This is a genomic window from Pseudoalteromonas rubra (assembly GCF_000238295.3).
Lineage (GTDB): Bacteria > Pseudomonadota > Gammaproteobacteria > Enterobacterales > Alteromonadaceae > Pseudoalteromonas > Pseudoalteromonas rubra.
Window position 1 is genome coordinate 184385 of the sequence record NZ_AHCD03000027.1, and the last position, 18705, is coordinate 203089.

The 18705-nt window shown below is 49.9% G+C and carries 16 protein-coding genes; 7 read left to right on the top strand and 9 right to left on the bottom strand.

What is annotated here, in order from left to right; translation table 11 throughout:
* Positions 1–226: 226 nt before the first annotated feature.
* The 5 genes from PRUB_RS05205 to PRUB_RS05225 all read right to left on the bottom strand — a co-directional run bounded on the left by PRUB_RS05205 (position 227) and on the right by PRUB_RS05225 (position 6674).
* Positions 227–1249 (bottom strand): glycosyltransferase family 2 protein, encoded by a 1023-nt coding sequence (locus PRUB_RS05205; RefSeq protein WP_010384111.1) that lies wholly within the window; start codon positions 1247–1249, stop codon positions 227–229.
* A gap of 13 nt (positions 1250–1262) precedes the next feature.
* Positions 1263–2516: a lipopolysaccharide biosynthesis protein gene (locus PRUB_RS05210; RefSeq protein WP_010384112.1), complete on the bottom strand. Its 1254-nt coding sequence runs from the start codon at positions 2514–2516 to the stop codon at positions 1263–1265.
* Between the two features lie 252 nt (positions 2517–2768).
* Complete coding sequence (locus tag PRUB_RS05215) at positions 2769–4268, bottom strand: sigma-54-dependent transcriptional regulator (RefSeq protein WP_010384113.1); 1500 nt, start codon at positions 4266–4268, stop codon at positions 2769–2771.
* A gap of 147 nt (positions 4269–4415) precedes the next feature.
* On the bottom strand, positions 4416–5036 hold the full coding sequence (locus PRUB_RS05220; RefSeq protein ID WP_010384114.1) for a hypothetical protein: 621 nt from the start codon (positions 5034–5036) through the stop codon (positions 4416–4418).
* 12 nt (positions 5037–5048) lie between these two features.
* Entirely contained in the window at positions 5049–6674 is a 1626-nt protein-coding gene (locus tag PRUB_RS05225) for an LruC domain-containing protein (RefSeq protein WP_155946382.1), read from the bottom strand.
* 267 nt (positions 6675–6941) lie between these two features.
* On the opposite strand from PRUB_RS05225, the gene PRUB_RS05230 reads away from it, so the two are divergent.
* The 5 genes from PRUB_RS05230 to PRUB_RS05250 all read left to right on the top strand — a co-directional run bounded on the left by PRUB_RS05230 (position 6942) and on the right by PRUB_RS05250 (position 12076).
* Positions 6942–7691, top strand: coding sequence for a hypothetical protein (locus tag PRUB_RS05230; RefSeq protein ID WP_010384116.1), 750 nt, complete (start codon positions 6942–6944; stop codon positions 7689–7691).
* A gap of 167 nt (positions 7692–7858) precedes the next feature.
* Positions 7859–9115, top strand: a complete 1257-nt coding sequence (locus PRUB_RS05235) for a WecB/TagA/CpsF family glycosyltransferase (protein ID WP_010384117.1) — start codon at positions 7859–7861, stop codon at positions 9113–9115.
* 2 nt (positions 9116–9117) lie between these two features.
* Positions 9118–9801, top strand: coding sequence for a sugar transferase (locus PRUB_RS05240; RefSeq protein WP_021032901.1), 684 nt, complete (start codon positions 9118–9120; stop codon positions 9799–9801).
* 246 nt (positions 9802–10047) lie between these two features.
* A complete protein-coding gene (locus tag PRUB_RS05245; RefSeq protein ID WP_010384119.1) occupies positions 10048–11187 on the top strand; it encodes a polysaccharide pyruvyl transferase family protein in 1140 nt (379 codons plus the stop codon).
* Positions 11144–12076, top strand: coding sequence for a glycosyltransferase family 2 protein (locus PRUB_RS05250; protein WP_010384122.1), 933 nt, complete (start codon positions 11144–11146; stop codon positions 12074–12076). Before PRUB_RS05245 ends, PRUB_RS05250 begins: the two co-directional genes overlap by 44 nt.
* Positions 12077–12094: 18 nt before the next feature.
* Here the strand turns inward: PRUB_RS05250 and PRUB_RS05255 are convergent, their stop codons facing one another.
* From PRUB_RS05255 to PRUB_RS05265, 3 genes are all read right to left on the bottom strand, one after another.
* Positions 12095–12982 carry a TolB-like translocation protein gene (locus PRUB_RS05255; protein ID WP_010384124.1) on the bottom strand — a complete coding sequence of 296 codons (888 nt, stop codon included), beginning with the start codon at positions 12980–12982 and terminating at the stop codon, positions 12095–12097.
* Positions 12979–13824 carry an alpha/beta hydrolase gene (locus tag PRUB_RS05260; protein WP_010384125.1) on the bottom strand — a complete coding sequence of 282 codons (846 nt, stop codon included), beginning with the start codon at positions 13822–13824 and terminating at the stop codon, positions 12979–12981. The genes PRUB_RS05255 and PRUB_RS05260 overlap by 4 nt, the downstream gene beginning before the upstream one ends.
* 328 nt (positions 13825–14152) lie before the next feature.
* A complete protein-coding gene (locus PRUB_RS05265; RefSeq protein WP_010384126.1) occupies positions 14153–15268 on the bottom strand; it encodes a tRNA nucleotidyltransferase/poly(A) polymerase-related protein in 1116 nt (371 codons plus the stop codon).
* A gap of 92 nt (positions 15269–15360) precedes the next feature.
* Here PRUB_RS05265 and PRUB_RS05270 point away from each other — a divergent pair, with 92 nt between their 5' ends.
* Together PRUB_RS05270 and PRUB_RS05275 are read left to right on the top strand one after the other, a co-directional pair.
* The gene (locus PRUB_RS05270; RefSeq protein WP_010384127.1) at positions 15361–16275 is read left to right on the top strand and encodes an ExeA family protein; all 915 of its coding nucleotides are present in this window, start codon (positions 15361–15363) and stop codon (positions 16273–16275) included.
* Positions 16276–16284: 9 nt separating this feature from the next.
* A complete protein-coding gene (locus PRUB_RS05275) occupies positions 16285–17388 on the top strand; it encodes a general secretion pathway protein GspB (RefSeq protein WP_010384128.1) in 1104 nt (367 codons plus the stop codon).
* A gap of 7 nt (positions 17389–17395) precedes the next feature.
* On the opposite strand, the gene PRUB_RS05280 is transcribed toward PRUB_RS05275, so the two are convergent.
* The gene (locus tag PRUB_RS05280) at positions 17396–18598 is read right to left on the bottom strand and encodes a cyclic di-GMP phosphodiesterase (RefSeq protein ID WP_010384129.1); all 1203 of its coding nucleotides are present in this window, start codon (positions 18596–18598) and stop codon (positions 17396–17398) included.
* Positions 18599–18705 lie beyond the last annotated feature (107 nt).

The following is an 18705-nucleotide window of genomic DNA, read 5'->3' on the forward strand; positions in this document are numbered from 1 at the left end:
GTGGTCTTAATAAGAGAGGAGCATAATTTGAGCCAACTTTTAAAGTTTATAATAATCAATCTGTTAATGTTTTTTAGGCGGGTTTTTACGTGGCTTTTTGTATTTTGCAAAGCAGTTTCAAAATGAAAAGAAGCCAGCAAAAGCTGGCTTAAGGGCCTCAGGTACGAGGTGCGCTATCAGCTTATCATTACGACATGCTGATAATCGCAGGCCCGGGAGCGAAGGGTTAGCCCGCAGGGTGTTTATTCGACTGGCCCACAGTGCGCATCGCCAGTTTTTCTGCGCGATTGTAAAGCGACTTCGGCAACAGACTGGTCAGGGCACAACACCAGGTGAGTGCTGTGCGACCAGGCTCTTCGAACAAAATGCGAATATCGGTGAATAATGCCTGATGTATCAGCTTTATTGCGGCTGAAGTGTTACGCGACTGCACGGCACGACGACTCAGATATCTGAGCTGATAAGCGCGCGCAAGCGACCCACACTGCTTGAAAAATTGCGCATGGCTGCGGCGATGTTTATTGACCGCCGTTTCCCAGCTCTGATATTGCTTTTGCAAGTTGGCGGACAGGCCACTGGCGTTGACGCGATAATATGTCAACGGCTCAGGGATCCCGGCGAAGGTCGCCTGAGTGTATAGTGCCAGGCGCAGCCACATCTCAATGTCCTCAGACTGTCTCAGGTTTTCATCAAAGTACTGTCTCCAGCTGCGGGTCTCATCGTGAAACGCCACTTTTTCCAGCGCAGAAGCGCGGATCACCGGTGCAGAGCCATTACCAATAGGGTTACGACAAAAAATGGTCTTGGCATCTATGTTGTTCAACTTGGGGAACTGACCAATGCCCAGTTGTTTATTGTCATCATCAACAAACAGCGAAGGACAGTAGCTGACATCAACCTGGGGGTTTCGATTTAAATGAGCAATGTGTTTTTCTAGCTTATCAACTGCCCAATAATCGTCGGCATCCAGCAAAGCGATATAAACGCCTCGTGCATTACGGATCCCTGTATTACGGGCCCCGGATAAGCCGCGGTTTTGCTGGCGAATGATGTTGATGCGATGATCTTTATAGTCTCGCAGATAGCTGAGTGTGTTGTCACTGCAGCCATCATCAACACAGATCACTTCAAAATTTTGATAGGTCTGGTTAAGGACCGAGCAGATACATTTATCGATATACTTTTCAACGTTGTACATAGGGATGATGATACTGACAACGGGTTTTGAGTTAATTACATAGTTAGTCATAATGGGCTCCGGATCATGAAGAAGATTTTGCTGCGCTGACGTGACAGCGTTTCAGTGCAATGTCTGCCGCCGGGAAGAGCAGCCACAAAGCACTGCAACTGACCAAAACAGCAGCAAGTAAAACGGGCTGACCTGGCTGTATCATTAACAGCCCTGTCAGAGAAATCAGTAAACAATATGCGTTAAGCTGGCACTCTCGTGCATAATGACCATTGGCGCGAAGCATCATCGCGTAGCTATCTACCCACACGGTCGTTGTCGCTATCAGGCACAGCAGTGCGCTGGTGGTAAAGCTGCCTTGCCAGTTGTCGCTGAATAACACCGGTACGTACCAGGGCACCAGTAACGCCTGAAAGATGAAAATGGCAGAGACTGCGGCCGTGATGGCCAGCAACAGGTGACGATGTCTGCGCTCAAAGCTGCCTGCATTTTTAAGCTTGCAGACAAACGGGTAGAGCGCAGTGGTGTAGGCTTGGGCCACGGATATCGCCAGCCCGACGCCCACACTTTTAGCAAAACTATATAAACCGAACAGCTCTGGGGTTAGCAGGCGAGCCGCCACAAACATGTCCATGTTGACACGCAGTGAGCGCAGGATCTCACTGCCAGCCAGTTGTGTTGATGCCCGCAGCAGCCGGGAAAAAACGGCCCGACTGTACGCGCCAGCCAGGGGCGAAGACTGCATGAAGGCAAAGCAGCCAAGCCACAGTAACGTAAACGCCCATTTACCAATCACGACGGCCAACAGGCCTGCATCAAGATAAAGTGCAGCGGCCAGGGCCAGGTTTTCGGTGATGATACAAACGCTGCTGATCAGGCCAAACAAACCCATCTGGTTTCGGCGTTGCATCAGAAAGACCTGATTACACACCAATGGGAAGACTAGATAAGTCAGAGCCATCAGGGCGACCAGGTGCATCATGTCCTGGCCAGGAAATAGCCAGGTACTCGCCAGTGCAACAAGTATTTGCACCACACACAAAGCGCCACAAAGCAGCCATTGAAGTAATAGACCATTTTTTAAAAATGCGGGCAATTCATCATCGCTGGCACGGATCACCTGTGCCCCCGCGCCTGAGCGAAGCAGGAGTCTCAGCACTTCATGCAGTGTCAGCGCAAGCATGGCTGTACCATATTCGGTCGCAGACAAGCAGGCCGCCATGGCCATGATGCTGATCAGCCGCGAAGCCTTGGCAACCACTTCTGCACCAATCAGGTACGAAGTGTTGCTGAGCAGGGTCCGCATTGTGCTGGATGAGTGAGTCATGGTATCGCGCTCTTTTTTATCAGATACCTTTACTAACCAAAATTCGTACCAAGACGGGTAAGTACAAAAAACAAACTGAGAATTGATTTTAATCGTTTGTTTTATATGGCTTTAACAGATTGGTTGAGATGGTGACGCCCAGTTCGAAGGCTATAAGCTGGACAAATTTAGTAACGGAGGAGGTGTGCAGATCGCATTTTGCAATGGCGATTTTGCAATTTGCAATCTGCACAGACAGCATGTTTGATTGGATCAGGCGCCGGTTTTATTGTCTCCCCATTGCTGTATTTTGCGATACAGCGTTGACGGGCTGACTTCTAGTAAACTGGCTGCTTTCACCACATTGTCATCGCATGCTGCAATGGCCTTTTCTATGGCGATACGTTCAACCTCGGCGAGAGAACAAATCTGATTGGCAGAGGGGACATCTGATGACTGTGGGGCTGCATAGCCACTTTCCTGCACTGCCACCGGTTGCGGCATTGGTGTGCTCTGAGTTACAGAGGCGTTGCCTGATTGACCATTGAGTAAAGCCTGGGCATCGCTCGGCTTGAGCTTAAGCTGCATTTGTAACGTGTCTTCGGTGATGAGGGGACCATCGGACATTACCACACAGCTGTGGATCAGGTTTTCGAGCTGACGTACATTACCCGGCCAGTCATAATTTACGATGAGTTGTTCGGCGGCAGATGAAAAACCAACAAAGACTTTGTTCTCGATTTCACTGAACTTGCTCAAAAAGTGCTGCGCAATTTGCAAGGCATCGTGATCTCGTTCATGCAATGCGGGCAAATCAATGGCAATGACGTTCAGACGGTAAAACAAGTCTTCACGTAACCGCTGATCGGCAATGGCCTGATGCGGTTCACGGTTGGTCGCACAGATAAAACGCACATCGACCTTTTCTTCTTTGCCGCTGCCGACCTTCTGGAAAGTACCTGACTGGACAAAACGCAAGATCTTAGCCTGCAGGTTCATGTCCATTTCGCCGATTTCATCTAAAAACAGGGTGCCGCCGTCGGCTTGTGTGGCAGCGCCATCGCGGTTCGTGACGGCCCCCGAGAATGCGCCTTTAATGTGACCAAAGATTTCTGATTCCATCAGTTCACTGGGGATCGCAGCACAGTTGATACACACCAGCGGCTTATCTTTGCGCGTACTGGCGCGGTGAATGGCATCGGCGGCCAGCTCTTTACCGGTTCCACTGGGCCCGGTGATAAATACATTGGCCTGACTGGGGCCGGCTTTTTCGATGGCTTTATACACCATTTGCATGGCAATGGAGCCCCCTACAAAGCGATAAAACTGCGATTTGATTGAGCTATGATAGCGCTGCAGGCTGGCCCGCAACATATTCCGTTCAGCGACCAACATTTTGGTCTGAACGGCCTGCTCGAGTGTGAGTTTGATATTGCCGATGTCGAAGGGCTTTTGCATATAGCCCCATACCTTGCCCTGGTTAATGGCATCAATGAGGTCTTCCACTTCGGTGAAGGCGGTGAGCATCATGCGAATGGTGTCCGGAAAGCGCTCGGCGACCTGAGCCAGAAACTCAATGCCGGACATATTGGGCATCATTTTATCTGAGACAACGACGTCGATAGGGTGTTGTTCTAACAAGGCCAGGCCTTCTTCTCCACTTGACGCAGTGAACACTGTATAGGGCTCATTTTTAAGCGCGCGGGTGAGGGAGCGTAGAATAAGGGGTTCGTCATCGACGAACAGCAAGGTAATGTTAGTAACCGGTTCCATGTAATCCTGCCTGAGTTAACGCGTGTTAATAGAAGTATTACACAGTCTTTGACAATTTGAAGCATTAATATACAGGAGTTTATGGTGCTAAATAAAACCGCCTGCGATGAGAGAGGAGCAGGCGGTTTTGCGAGGAACTATCATTGTTTAATTGAACTGATGTGCCACTGTGGTGGCCTGCATATTCAGCTCGGTGAGCAAATGATTGCTCTGTAACATACCATCTACGCTGATCAGCAGGGTTTTGTAATTAACCGGAATATCCAGTGTCATGGTGATCTGTCCGGCATTATTAAAGCGTGCCGTTGCCAGCAGGGCTTTGTCCGCCATTGCCTCATCCTCATAGCTTTCAACCACCTCATGCATGGCATAGACTTTCACCATTTTATTGGCCAGGCTGTCTCCCAGCACATCCTGGCCGCCCAGATCTAAGGTCACTGTTTTACTGGTACTGAAGTTAAAATCCGCTTTGACATGCAAGTCGTTAGAGGTTTCAGCCGGGCTGTCCAGCAATGTCGGGTCAGGCTCGTAACTTGGTGCAGGTTCTGTCGGCTCCACAGGTGCTGCCGCGCCATCGTTCTGCGCCTGACTTTGATCTTGTGTGGTCCCAGTTGATGCAGGTGTGCTGGTGTTATTTGCCGGTGCTGTGGCCGTATTACCGCTGCTGGTTGAGGTGCCCGTTGAGCCACCTTCACCACCACCGCCTCCGCAGCCACTCAAAGTGAAACAAACCAGGGTTAAAGCTGAAAATTTAGTTAATGTATTCATGGTCATATCCTCTTAGTGTGCGCTGAACGTATGGGTGGTGCGTTCGTTGGTCATAAACCAGTCCTGAGCCTGTTCGCCATTGCTTTCCACCCAGGTTTCGTAGGCAGGATACGCCCAGATTACGTCGAGATATTCTCTGGGATAGTGCCAGTCATTACTGATCATTAAGGCCCAGGGCAGGTTCTCGGCTGTTCTGAAGTAGCGGCCCGCTTGTGCATCTGAGGTATCATCGGCTGTACCAAAGCGGTTAGCATCAAACTTGTCGGTTGGCGGGAAATCTGCCATGTGGATTTCCAGTGAACGATCTTGGGTTCTGTACAGGAAGAAATCGAAATCGTTGATGCTCAGTGCATCCAGGGTTTGTTCAAAGCTGACATCGAAGGTGTATGGTACAGGTTCAAAGTAATCGCAGGTCATCACCGTATTAAAGTGCTGGCACTGGCCAGACTGACCTGTGGTGGTGAAGACATGGGTATTGCTCCACAATGACAACACGGCGTTGGTTTGTCCGTCTTCTGCCGTTTTGTCATAGCTTTGACCGTCAACCGTGAGTGTGGCTTGTTCAATCAGTGCAGGGTTACTGTTCATAAGACGCAGACCGAAACCATTCTGGTAAGCTGCACCGCGTGCCGTGATCCAACCATTGATGATGAAACCGCTGATCTGGTTATCCGCATTGTAGGTAAAGCGAATGCGTTGTTTAACTACCAGGTCGTTCATGTCATGGTCACCGCGGGCAGGCCAGTTATCTTCGAATGCGAGTGTCGTGACCCCTTCTGCGCTCGGATAATATTGGCTGTAGGCCCGGTTAAAGTCGTTAGGAAATTCATCTTGTTCGTCTTCAATGCCGTCGGCATCGCTGTCGTTTTGCTCTGGCATGACCGTCAGGTTGAGGGCGGATATGGCAGTCGCGGGTGAGCTTTTTACGCTGAATACCGCATCATTAAAGTCGTTGTCTCCCCAGGTGCGGGGTAAGTCTTCGAAGCCGATGACCACTTCCTGCTCTTCTTCATCCAGCAATAACACGCAGTGCTGACGCAAGGTCTCGTTACTTTCCGGGTTGAGATCAGACAATGAATAGTAATAAGGGATCTGAAATGGTTTTACGCCGGTGTAATACCAAAAGCCGTTTGCCGCAATAAAGAAGCCAATGCTGGTGCCTGCCGGAAACTCGCCAATACTAACCCGGTGGCCATTGGTCAGATGTGGGTAGCTGAGATTTGGAAACACGATAGTCTCCTGCACCTCTTCAGGTGATTGTGGCGGATTCTCCGGGTCGAAGGTAAAGTAACCAAAGGAGTTTTTGTAGCCCGCGCCTTCGTGGATAAACGTTACAAACACTTCAGCATCTTCAACCAGGTGTATGGTAGACCCTTCGTCACCTGTAATGAAGGCCTCGTTAATTCTCGCTTCAGGCAGTGCGTTTTGAATGCGCTGGAAGAACTCCGGACTGTATTCGTCACGTGCATAAATCAGTGAGTCGGGCTTGCCGGTAGACTGGTTGTAGCCTGTTGGCCAGGCTTCACCAGATTGGAATTGCCAGACATATTGACCCTCTATCTGTTCGACTGCAGAGGCTGCAAAAGACAGCAGTCCGCAGGTCATCAAAGGGTAAAGTGGGTTAAGCAGTTTCATCATATTCGCTCCAGTTAAATTCAATCTTGTACTTCTGTACTGGTTATTTCATGAAGTGTGCCAAGAATTTAGTTGTTATTTATCAGTTGCTTATGTTTTTTTGTTCTGTGGTGGTGAGGTTTTTTGCAAATTGCACTGCATTGCGCTTTGCAAACAAAAAATGCTGACCGACAGAGATTATCCGTCAGCATGAAAAGTCAGCCTATGCGGTGTTTTCTATAAACGGTGCAATACTTGCTTCATGAGAGATGGAAGATAAAGGAGGTCGGCATGCAATCGTCTCAAACAGACACTTTGATATTTAGCCTGGCATTGAATGGGTATCAGTGGCGTTACCGACGTTATCTGAACAGTCAACGTCACTATGCCAGGCGCATGGGCTATGATTATGTGGTGGTCACACGGCCCTGGTTGAATCGGCTGGGCGCTGAGTGCTGCTGGCTGAAGTTGTTTTTGTTGAAAGCGGCGTTACAGGCGGGTTATCAACAGGTGATGTTTGTTGATGCGGATGCCTGTATCCAGCCTGCGTGCCCGGCACTGGATAAACTGGATGACGCCGATAAGTTCCTTTTTCTGGCTCGGGGTTACAGTGGGGCGTTTAACTCAGGCGTGATGCTGATGCGCAACTGCCCACAGGCAATTGAGTGGCTGGATACACTGATAGCGGCGATGACCGAGCCGGTGGCTGAATCCCGGGGAATTGGCTGGGGAGAAAATGGCCATGTGATCCATTATGCACAGGATTGCGAGGGCGTCGGTGAGCTGGAACGGCGCTGGAATAACACCTGTGAGCCACACCTGGATGACTATATTCGTCACTTTAATTACGGGCCGCTGAAGTGCTCAATATTGGACAAATGCTTCCATACATTGATTTTCAAATGTTCACGTCTGTTGCTCGGGCATAGTCTGTCCCGCCCGGACGAGCAAGCGGATAAGCTCGCCGTGGTGCAGCTGCGCATTCCTGCGGCACTGAGCCAGATCCAGACTTTGTATCCGGGTTATTTTTCCTCCTTATAAGCGTCGCATCGACGCTTTTCAAAATAAGAAAATTCTCAAAATGCAATGCAATTTAGCTGAGAATAGAACCCCATAAAAACTTAAAATTCAACTTAAATCAAAGGTTTAAATTTTGGCATGGTCTTCGCTATCTATTCGGTGTAATCAACTTAACAGCGGAGGAAGCGATGTCTACTTACTTAACCACACACTCATCACACGCAAGTGAGTCAGGTGCACGTAAAGCACTCAGAGTCAGCGCTGCATTGGTGTTAGTCACTGCTTTAGTGCCGTTGTTCTGTTTCAATTCTCTGGCTGCGCTAATCTGTTTCAAAGCACCACTGAGACGCCAGACCTGGATAGACGTGAGCGCTCAGCCAGTGTTGTTGCTCGGCTGGCAGGTCGGCATATTCAAGCGCAGCGCAGCGCTGTTAAATGTTGTGAGTGGTCGTATTCGGTTTGTTGGTAACCCGCTGCTACGTGACGGCGTGAGCATGCCTCGGGTGGCGCGTTTACACTCACCCTGTGGTCAGCCTGGACTATTCGATTGTCTCTGGTTACATAGCCTGACCGGGCTCAGTGTGGATAAGCCGCTTGCTTTGCTCCATGCGCAGCACAACCAGTCTTTGTTAGCAGATATTTTATTAGTATTTAAGGTGCTCTTGTGTCTGGGCTTGTATCGCAAATCGGCAAGTACCCCGTCGAGCAGTGAATTGTTTGGTATTCCGTTTAGTAACACGCGTATGCAGGTTGCAGTGGATTGGGTTGTAAAAGACTCGGCGGAAACAGATACACAGGGGTGCCGTTCGGCTTACTACATCAACGTCAACTCGGTTAATTTATCGGCTGGTAACGCACAGCTCTATCAGGTACTGCAAAACAGTGACCGGAACTTTATTGATGGGTCGGGTATGCGGATCGCGGCCCGAAAAGCGGGCATGAACCTGGCCGACAACAATAATGGTACCGACATGCTGCCCGGGCTTTGTCAGGCTGCCGCTGAAAATCAACGTTCTCTGTTTTTACTCGGTGCACAGCCCGGTGTCGCACACAAAGCCGCTGCCAACTTGAGTCAACAATACCCGGGGTTGCGCATTGCGGGTGTGCACCACGGCTACTTCGATGATGATGATCAGGTTGTCGACTGTATTAATCAAAGTGGTGCCGACATTGTACTGGTCGCCTTGGGTTCGCCTCGCCAGGAACTCTGGATAGATAACAACAAGCATAAACTCCAGGCGCAGTGTGCGCTGGCGGTCGGCGGCTTATTCGATTTTTTCTCCGGCAATATAGCGCGTGCCCCCATGTGGATGAGAGAGCTGGGCCTTGAATGGGTTTGGCGTCTGATCCAGGAGCCCAAAGCCAAGTTTAACCGCTATGTACTCGGTAACCCGATTTTCCTATTCCGTGTTTATGTTTTACAACAAGCTTTGCGAGGACTTTAATCATGTATAGCATCAAAAAAACCACTGCAACTCAGTACAATACAATGTCATCATCTGCTTCTGAGCAAACCAAAACAGATGGTCGTCACCATGGTATTCCAGCCTGTTTACAGCGCCTGGCTGCGATTACTGGATTACTTTTACTCAGCCCGTTTTTACTGGTACTTATAGCACTGATCAAGCTGGAAAGTCAGGGGCCATGTGTATACAAACAGGTTCGGGTAGGTAAACTGGGCCGCCGTTTTACCATGTATAAGTTTCGTTCTATGTACATGCCGGAGGATCCGCGCTTTCGTAATCCAGACCCGGCACAAAGCGACCGTGAAGGTGTGTGTGCTAAATATCGTAATGATCCGCGTATTACCCGTATTGGTGCTTTCATTCGCAAGTACTCAATCGACGAGTTACCCCAGCTGATGAATGTGGTACGGGGAGATATGTTGCTAATAGGTCCGCGCCCAGCGCTGGAAAAAGAAGTACACGCATACCAGCCACATGAGTTAGGTCGCCTTAACAGTGAGCAGGGACTGACTGGCTTATGGCAGGTCACCGGCCGCGCCGACACGACTTTTGCACAGCAGGTGCAACTGGACAAGCGCTACATCAGCGAGCAAAGTGCGCTGAATGATGTCACCATTTTGCTTAAGACCATCCCTTGCGTCATTGGTGCCAAAGGAGCCTACTAAATTCATTGAGGGAGCACATTGTGGATCACACCTGTCTTTTCATGTAGAGCCACCGCTTAGTCGGTGGCTTTCTTTTTGCAAACCCGCTTTTTTATTTTGGTAATTCACTCCAGACAACGCATCGCCTTTTGCAAATTAAGCATTCACAATCTGCTTAATTTTACAGTAAATCATTTAAAAACAGTGATTTAAATTCTGGCACGAGAGCTGCAATACCTAAGTATATTAACTTAACGAGGCAGCACAATGGCAGCAAAAAACAAAGCATATATTGTCGGCTACTACGGCATGCGCAACAGCGGTGACGATGCGCTCATGCTGGCATCAGCAATGGGAGCCCGGCATTTTCTGGGCAGTGAACAGATCACTGTCAGCGCGCCTGACGATGACGCACTGGTGAATCAGATTGGCTGTGTTGGACAGCAGCCACTGCTGTTTCGTGGTCACCAGCGGTTATGGCACTACCGTCATGCGTATGGGGCACAGCACGTTATTTTTGGTGGTGGCTCTGTGCTACATAGTAGCCGCGACATTGCGCTTAAGCGTCATATGATGGCACTGAGTGGTCGTAAGCAGTCCATGGCACTGGGCGTTGGCATTGAGCCATTCAAAACACTGGATGATGAAAACCAGTGTAAAAAGTTTCTGTACGAATGTGGACTGGTTACCTTACGTGACAAACAAAGCTATGACATTGCCGAGGCGCTGGCACCTCATGCGAACCTGAAGCACACGTTTGATCTTGCGCCTTCTTTATTGCATCACCTGCAAGGTAAATTGAATCCGGTTAAGCGCCAGGGGATTGCATTTAATTTTTGCCCACAATCTATCGATGCGTTTGGCAATGTGAATGAGCACAACGAGTTGCGTCGTATTGCGAAAGCGGTTGATCTGATCACGACTGTGTGGAGCTTTACTAACGAAGACATTTACCTGGTTGATTTGAATGATCAAACACAAGGCAGCGACAGAGCCATTCACGACAAAATAGTTGCTCGCCTGCCTGAGTATGTGAATGTGAAGCGGGTCAGCTATGTGCCGAACCCTGCCAGTATTTTACAGTGTATGGCGATGTTCCGGGTGATGGTCGGCATGCGACTGCATGCGCAAATATACGCCTATATGACACAAACGCCGTTTATCAGTCTGCAATATCACGCCAAATGCACACAGTGGTGTGAACAAATTGGCTTGCCGCTGCAGTATGCGTTTGACGCCAATGAATTTAGTCCGGATACGTTATTTCGGGTGATGTATCGCGGCCTGGAGCGCGGTTTCGATGCCCCCAGTCTGGCCCTCAATCAGGCTATCACTTTATCTCTTTCTAACTGGAGCGAAAACTATGAACACTATTCAATTCACAGTCGTTATTCCACTGTACAATAAGAGCGAGTGCATTATCCGGGCACTGCAAAGTGTTCATGCACAGCATTATCAGGCTGCGGAAATCATTGTGGTGGACGATGGCTCTACCGATGACAGTCCGCAAAAAGTGATTGATCTGGGTTTGCCCAACCTGCGACTGGTACGTCAGGCCAATCAGGGCGTCTCTGTTGCGCGCAATAAAGGCGTTAAAGTGGCCTCCTCAGATTATGTGGCGTTTCTTGATGCCGACGATACCTGGAGTCCGTTCTTTTTGGCACGTATGGCAGAATTGATCCAACGTTTTCCCGCGGCCGGACTGTTCGCTTCTCGCTATCAGAAAGTGCTCGACAATGGCGAATACATTGACGCCAAAATCGCTCTGACCGACTGGACGCCAGAAGGGTATGAGATGGATAATTATTTTGAGGTAGCGGCCAATGGGGATTTGCCTTTTACCATGTCGAGTCTGGTGGTTGAGAAGGGGGCCTTTCATCAATTAGGCGGCTTCCCGGTAGGGGAATGGATGGGTGAAGATCAGAGCTTTTATGTCCAGGCAGCCTTGAAATCGCGCATTGCGTATTCTCCGGCTATTGAGAGTTTTTATTTTCTCGGAGCGCCAGGCAGTGCCTGCGATAAAGCACCACCGACGCAGCTGTGCCCTTTTGCAGAGCGTTTGCTGACAGCCGTTAAAAATGGCGAGGTCACGCACATAGCCATGGCACATAAATACGTTGCCACGCACATCTGTGATTTGGCCAAGCGTAATATCAGGCATCGGTTGTATGGTCATGCACTACGTTTGCTGGCCAACCCGGTAGCACGTGCTAAGCCATTGCACTGGAGTGCTTATCTGTTGCTGAGCCTGACAAAAGGCGCGTTATCACGCGTGTCACTGGGTTTGATACGGTGATAACGGCGCATGTGCTATTTATTGTCGTGCTCTGAGGGTGTCAATGATGCTGGCATCCACCCAATAGATATCAACATTCTTGTTGTCGTCACTGACACCTCGGTTAAATAACAGATACTTACCATCAGGTGTGACAGTGGCATAGGCATCCCATTTATCTGAGTTGACGGCAGGGCCCATATTGATAGCGCGCCCCCAGTTGCCGTCTTTTTGTTTAAAGCTGATATAGAGGTCGGAATCCCCAAATCCGTCTTTGCGTTTACTGTCCCAGATCAGATAGCTTTCATCGGGGGCGATAAAAGGGTGGGCGGTCATTTCACCCGAGTTGACTACTTTGTTCATGATCCGAGGTGCTTGTCGCTGGCCGTTTACAAGCTCAGAAATGCGCACTACCTTGCTTTTATAATCATCAAAGACATAAGTGCCTTTGCTGGAAGCGGACAAGCGCATAATGCCCCAGTCTTCGCGGTCAAACATCGGGCCCAGACTCTGGGGCTCTGACCAGCCGTTGCCCTGACGTTCCCGGTAGTCTTCTGCCATATGCATACGCTGACCATCGGGTGAGAAGCTGACCTCGCCGGTGCGTAAAAACTCAGTGAACTTGACCCATTGGTTGTTTTGCTGCCTGAAGCCAATCACGGTTGGACGAAAGCCCGTTTTATCTGGGCCCGCATAGACGCCCCGGTCAAGGGTAAAGTAAAACTCCTGCATGCCCGGTGCAAACACCCCTTCAATTTCCCAGTCACCTCTGGAGATCAGACCCGGCGCAAAGGGCTCGGCAATCATGCCGGGTGGTGTCTGGCCCATCAGAGGCCCCGTGACGGGGGCGAATTCCGCTTCTGCGTGAGATTGACCGCTCGCAAACAGCATGCTGGCGATGGCGATTTTGAATGCATTGGATTTCATAGCGATACTCCTGCGGCAGTGCGCTCTGATAGCCATTTGACGGCACGGACGCCGGTCAATGGCGCGGCAGTTTGGTGTGTACCTTCTATGACGGCCAGTTCTACATGCATAGAAGGGTTATTCTGCTGATTTAAAAATGTATAAAAGTCATTAATGTGCGGGCTCAGCTTGGCTTCCTCAGTACCGTGGGAGAGGTAAACATTGGCTTTCGCTTTGCTCAAGGCTTTTTTGCGGGTTTTGATGAGTTGCGCCAGCCGCCATACTGAAGGGCTGCCCAGCAGATAATTATCAAAAGTATCTGGCTGTGTCAGGAGTGTGTAAGCGCCAAATAGCCCACCCATGGAGTATCCAAAGTAACTGTCGCTGTCGGGTTTAACGCGATAGTGCTGTTCAATGTAGGGCTTGACCTGACTGCGGATAAAGTCGATGTGTGCGTTGGCCCCGCCAAACTGGTATTTTGCCTGATTCTCGGGGTTGCTCGACGGTGCAAAAGAGTAATCTCTAAAGCGGCTGATATGGGCTCCCTCTTCTTTCATCAGGGGAGCTGGCATATTGGTTTGCCAGGAAATCCCGACCAGGATGGCGTCTTCCATCAGAAAATAGGCGGCAGATGCCAGCATTTCGATGTGCCAGGCGGCATCGGTGTAATACAGTACGGGATGGTGTTTTTCCGCAGTGTAATTTTCCGGAAGCTGGATGATGAGTTGATATTGGTGGTTAGTATCAGCTTGAGTCAGCGGCACAACCTGAGTTCGCGGTATTTCATAGGGCATCGTTTTCATGCTGGCTAGTAGATTAAAAGACAGCAGTAACAGGGATAGTGTCAGGGCGCGTTTTATCATGCGAATTCCTCTTGATGTTCTGGTGCTTGGTTACGACAGCAGATGTGCTGAAATCACACTGTATCCAGGCTGAGATAAAAGGCATGACGTTATCTTGATGTTAGGCTGAATTTAGGCTCTTTTATTTTAAAAGTATATATATCATGCACCTGTGGGTTTTTATCTGAGCAGAACAGTTTAAGGCAGCTTGTCAGCTGGGCCGTTATTGTGGGTGTAATACAGCGACTGAGTGGGTTGTTAAGTGAGAGTTTGGTGTTTGGTTACAGTCATAACGATGGCCGAAAGTTATGACTGTACAAGGGGCTTAGGGCTTAGCTTCCTGTCGTGGCTAAGGCTGTTGTCCGTCAAACAAAGCTTGTATGGCTTGTACTTTTAACTTGTCCATTTCGGTTTTGATTTGCGGACCCTTAAAGCCCAACGCAATGACATCCTGTGCTTTTACATTTGCTGCAAGCGAAAGTGCGTGCGATAACGTGTCGCAACGGCTGGCCAGCTCATCACTGAACGTTCTGGCGACTTTACAGAGCAAAGTCAGTCGCTGTGGGCGGCGTGACGCATCCAGCAGGTTAAAAATCTGCATTATGGTGTGTGGTTGCCACTGGGCACCTTGCAACACCGGCAGTGCCGCCTGCAAGTCGCGCAGGGCCTCGCAGTAAGCTTTAGGGATCTTAAAGTCCTGCTCCAGATTGTAACCGTCCAGTTGCGCCTGACATTGCCATAAGGCAAAACTCATCAACAGGAAGTCAGTATCTTGTGGATTAAGCTGAGCAATGCGGGCTTTGAGGCATTGGCCATCGGCACTTGTCCAATCGTTCAGCCATGGCATGACCAGGGGAAGTGCGCTGAGGCTGGCCAGTACCTCAGAAAAAACGTCAATGGCACCGTCTTTGAGAGATTTTTCAACTTCCTGCCACACTCGCTCTTTGGTGAGTGTCGCCAGTTCGCCATCATCCACCATGCGCTGCATCAGCGCCTGTGTTTCAGGGGCAATAGTGAAACCCAGGTGATGGTAGCGGGCGGCGAAGCGGGCAACCCGTAATACCCGCAACGGATCCTCTCCAAATGCATCACTGACATGGCGTAGCACCCGAGCTTCCAAGTCTTGCTGGCCTTGGTATGGGTCAATCAGACTGCCGTCCTGATCCCGGGCAATGGCATTGACTGTGAGGTCGCGACGCATCAAATCTTCCTCCAGCGTAATGTTGGGCGCGAAATCACAGATAAACCCGGTATAGCCCTGGCCTTGCTTTCGTTCAGTCCGGGCGAGTGCGTGTTCATCTTTACTCTCAGGGTGTAAGAATACCGGGAAGTCTTTGCCAACCTGCTGATAACCAAGTGCTTCCATTTGCTCAGGTGTGCTGCCAACGACCACGTAATCGCGTTCCAGAATAGGGCGTCCGAGGAGTTCATCGCGTACTGCGCCGCCGACCAGGTAAATTTTCATGGTAAATTCCGTATTGAAAATGCAAACAAGGTTTTCACTTGTGCTGTTTTTTTGCCATTATAGGCCCCATTCTAACAAGAAAGAGACGAGCCGTGTATTTACGTTATTTTGGTCTGACCGAAAAGCCGTTTTCGATAGCACCAAACCCGGAGTTTTTGTTCTTAAGCGAACGCCATAAGGAAGCGCTTGCTCATCTAACTTATGGCCTGGGTGATGCCGGAGGCTTTGTGTTGCTGACCGGTGAAGTTGGCACAGGTAAAACAACCGTAACCCGCAGCATGCTGGCGCAATTGCCTGATTCCACGCAGGTGGCATTTATTCTGAACCCGGCGTTGTCGGAAATGGAATTGCTGGCAAGCATCTGTGACGAGCTGAATATTGACTATGATGCGGATAATGCCACTCTCAAATCTCTCACCGATGTGATTAAGGCGCGGTTGCTGGATAACCATCATCAGGGTGGTCACACCATGCTGATCATTGATGAAGCGCAACACCTGGCCGCTGAGGTGCTGGAGCAGTTGCGATTACTTACTAATCTGGAGACCGACCATAAAAAACTGTTGCAGATTGTGCTGGTGGGCCAGCCGGAATTACAGCAGCTGCTAAAGCGTAATGAATTGCGCCAGCTGGCACAACGGATCACTGCACGCTATCACTTATTGCCGCTGACGGAATCTCAGGTCTTTGCTTACGTGAAGCATCGCCTTAATAAGGCTGGCTGTCAGACCAGCCTGTTTGAGCCTCAGGCCATTGCTTACATGCATCAGGTTACTGCCGGGATCCCAAGGCTAATTAACTTACTGGCAGACCGCTGTTTACTGGGAGCGTATTCCGCACAACAGCAACTGGTCACCAAAGCGATTGCAGTGCAGGCTGCCAAAGAGGCCCTGCCGTTGGATCTGGTGCCACAGTCCAGTAAGAAGTCGGTGAATATGCCGGTGCTGGTGTCTGGTTGGGTAGCTGCCATGTTTATTTGTGGCATCGGTCTTTCTTATATTTTTTAGTGGTGTGATATGTCGTACCTAATCAATGCATTAAAACAATCTCAACAAATCGACTCTGAGCAGGATTATCAACAATCACGTCATGAGCAACAGGTCCGTTTTTATCGCCGTTTGAGCCTTACTTTGGGTGGGGCGCTGATCAGTGTGTGTTCGCTGAGTGCCGGTTACTTTGTGGGAGAAGCGGTTCAGAGTGCTCCCCAAACTGAAGTGCTGGCAAGTACCGCAGATGAAGGTGATGATGCAAGTGTGGCGGCTGAGGATAAGCAAGCCAATCCGCAAAGCAGTCCACCGGCTCAGACAACACAAACTCAGGCGGCAGTACCTGTCATGACACCTGCACCGGTGACTCAGGTGCCAGTTAGCAACCAGGTTGTCATGCAGCCCGGACAAATTATCAGCCAACCGGTTAATCAGGCGGCTAACCCTGTGATGCATAGCGCGCAGCGCCAAATCCACTATCAGTGGATGTCTGTTCAGGTGGGCTTTGATTCTCAGGGACAGCCGGTGTATTCACAGCAGTTGGTGCCCGTTTCGGCCAATGGCCAGATTGTGCAGCAACCTGTCGGGAATCAGTATGCGGCGACACAACAGGCTTATCAGCCCAATAATGCCGCGATGTTCACGGCCAATCAGGGGCAACCAGTACAACAACCGCTGGAAGATCTGAGTGGCTATCGAGTGCTTGGGGTCCCCCTGGAGCAAGCCCGTGCGAACGCGGCCCGTCAAGAAGCGGAGCGTCAGGAAGCTCAGGCACTGGCGGGTGTACCGGATGAGCTGAAAAAAGCGTTTGAACAGGCAGTGGAAGATACCGCACCACAGTCTGAACAGATTGCCTCTGAGGTGTTATCCAGCACCAGAGGGTCGGCACGTGCGACGCCGGTCGAGTTGTTGCCTGTGCAGCTGCAAAATAGTTTGCCAAGGTTACGTTATCAGGCACATATTTATGCCACCGACGCTGAAAAGCGCTGGATCAAGCTGAATAACCGTGAGTTATATGAAGGCGATAATATGGGGGCGCTGCAACTGGTTGAGATCACACCGGAGCAGGCCATGTTTGACTTTGATGGCATAGAGTTTACGCTGCAGGCTATGCAGGATTGGCCTACGGAGTAGTTGCCACTCAGGGCATCATGGTGTGGCGGAAAAATCGGATCAGGTCAATGCTGAACTCTTCCGGTTTTATCGCCGCTTCCAGCTCATCTGTCACCCGCTTATCAGCCAGGTCTATGTCTTTTACTTCGGTATACAGCATGTTTTTGGCATGATAAAACACTTTCACTACAGGCTTGAGCGGTTCTTGCGGATTGCTTGAGGCAACAATGCCAATGCGTTCACTTTTCAGTTTCACCAGGGTGCCGACCGGGTATACGCCAATACAATTGATAAAGTGCGCCAGTAGATCGGCATCATAATGCTCGGGGGTGCCGTCTTTTAAAATACGAAAGGCACGGATGGGTGTCAGGCCTACCTTATACACGCGCTCCGCAGTCAAGGCATCGTATACGTCAACAATGGCAGCCATGCGCACATACTGAGAGAGCGCGTCAGCCTTTTTGCCATAGGGGTAGCCGCTGCCGTCCAGGCGCTCATGATGAAAGCCTGCAATTTCAGTGGCTATCTGACCTAAGCCACTTTCCCCGACTATTTCATAACTGTATCTGGCATGCTCCATCATTAAGCGGTACTCATCGTCACTGAGTTTTCCGGGTTTGTTGAGGATCTGACTGGAAATTTTAATTTTGCCGATATCATGTAATAAGGCACCAGTGGCCAGCTGCTCTATGATGTCACGTTCCAGATCAAGGTGTTTGGCAAAAATGCTCATTAAAATGGACACATTCAGTGAATGTTCCAGCAAATAGCTGTCTTTTTCACGGATCCGGGCAATACAGGCCAGGGCATCCTGATTACGAAATATGGAGTCAATAAAGCCCGATGCGGTTTGTTTAAACTCGTCAACGGCGATGGCTTTACCCGCTTTGACATCCGCAAAGGCTTTTTCCTGCAACCCTTTGGCTTCTTCGTATAAAGTGGTGGCCAGATCCAGCTCGGCCTCGACACTGGTGGTTTTATGCCACGGATCATGCACGGTAACATCTGCCTCATGAGGGCCCTCATCCGACTGCGCTTGCTTTTGCTGCTTGGCCTGCAGGGTTTTGTCTGGATCGATTTCCACTTCCAGTACGCCAGCTTTTTGTAATGCACCAATTGCCCCTTTGGTGCGTACCCAGCCCTGGCTTTTAACCCGCACATTGCCCGCTTGCTGGGTGACACCAACAACAAACATACCTGGTTTTAAGTCGTTGATAGTAATAGTTTTCACGGCTTTGTTGAGAATGGTTGCTCAGACTTTAAGCTTAGCAAAGGTTAGGCATAAAGAAAGGCCGGATCGGGTAGTTTATTAACATCACACTGAGTCTGATAACGCAA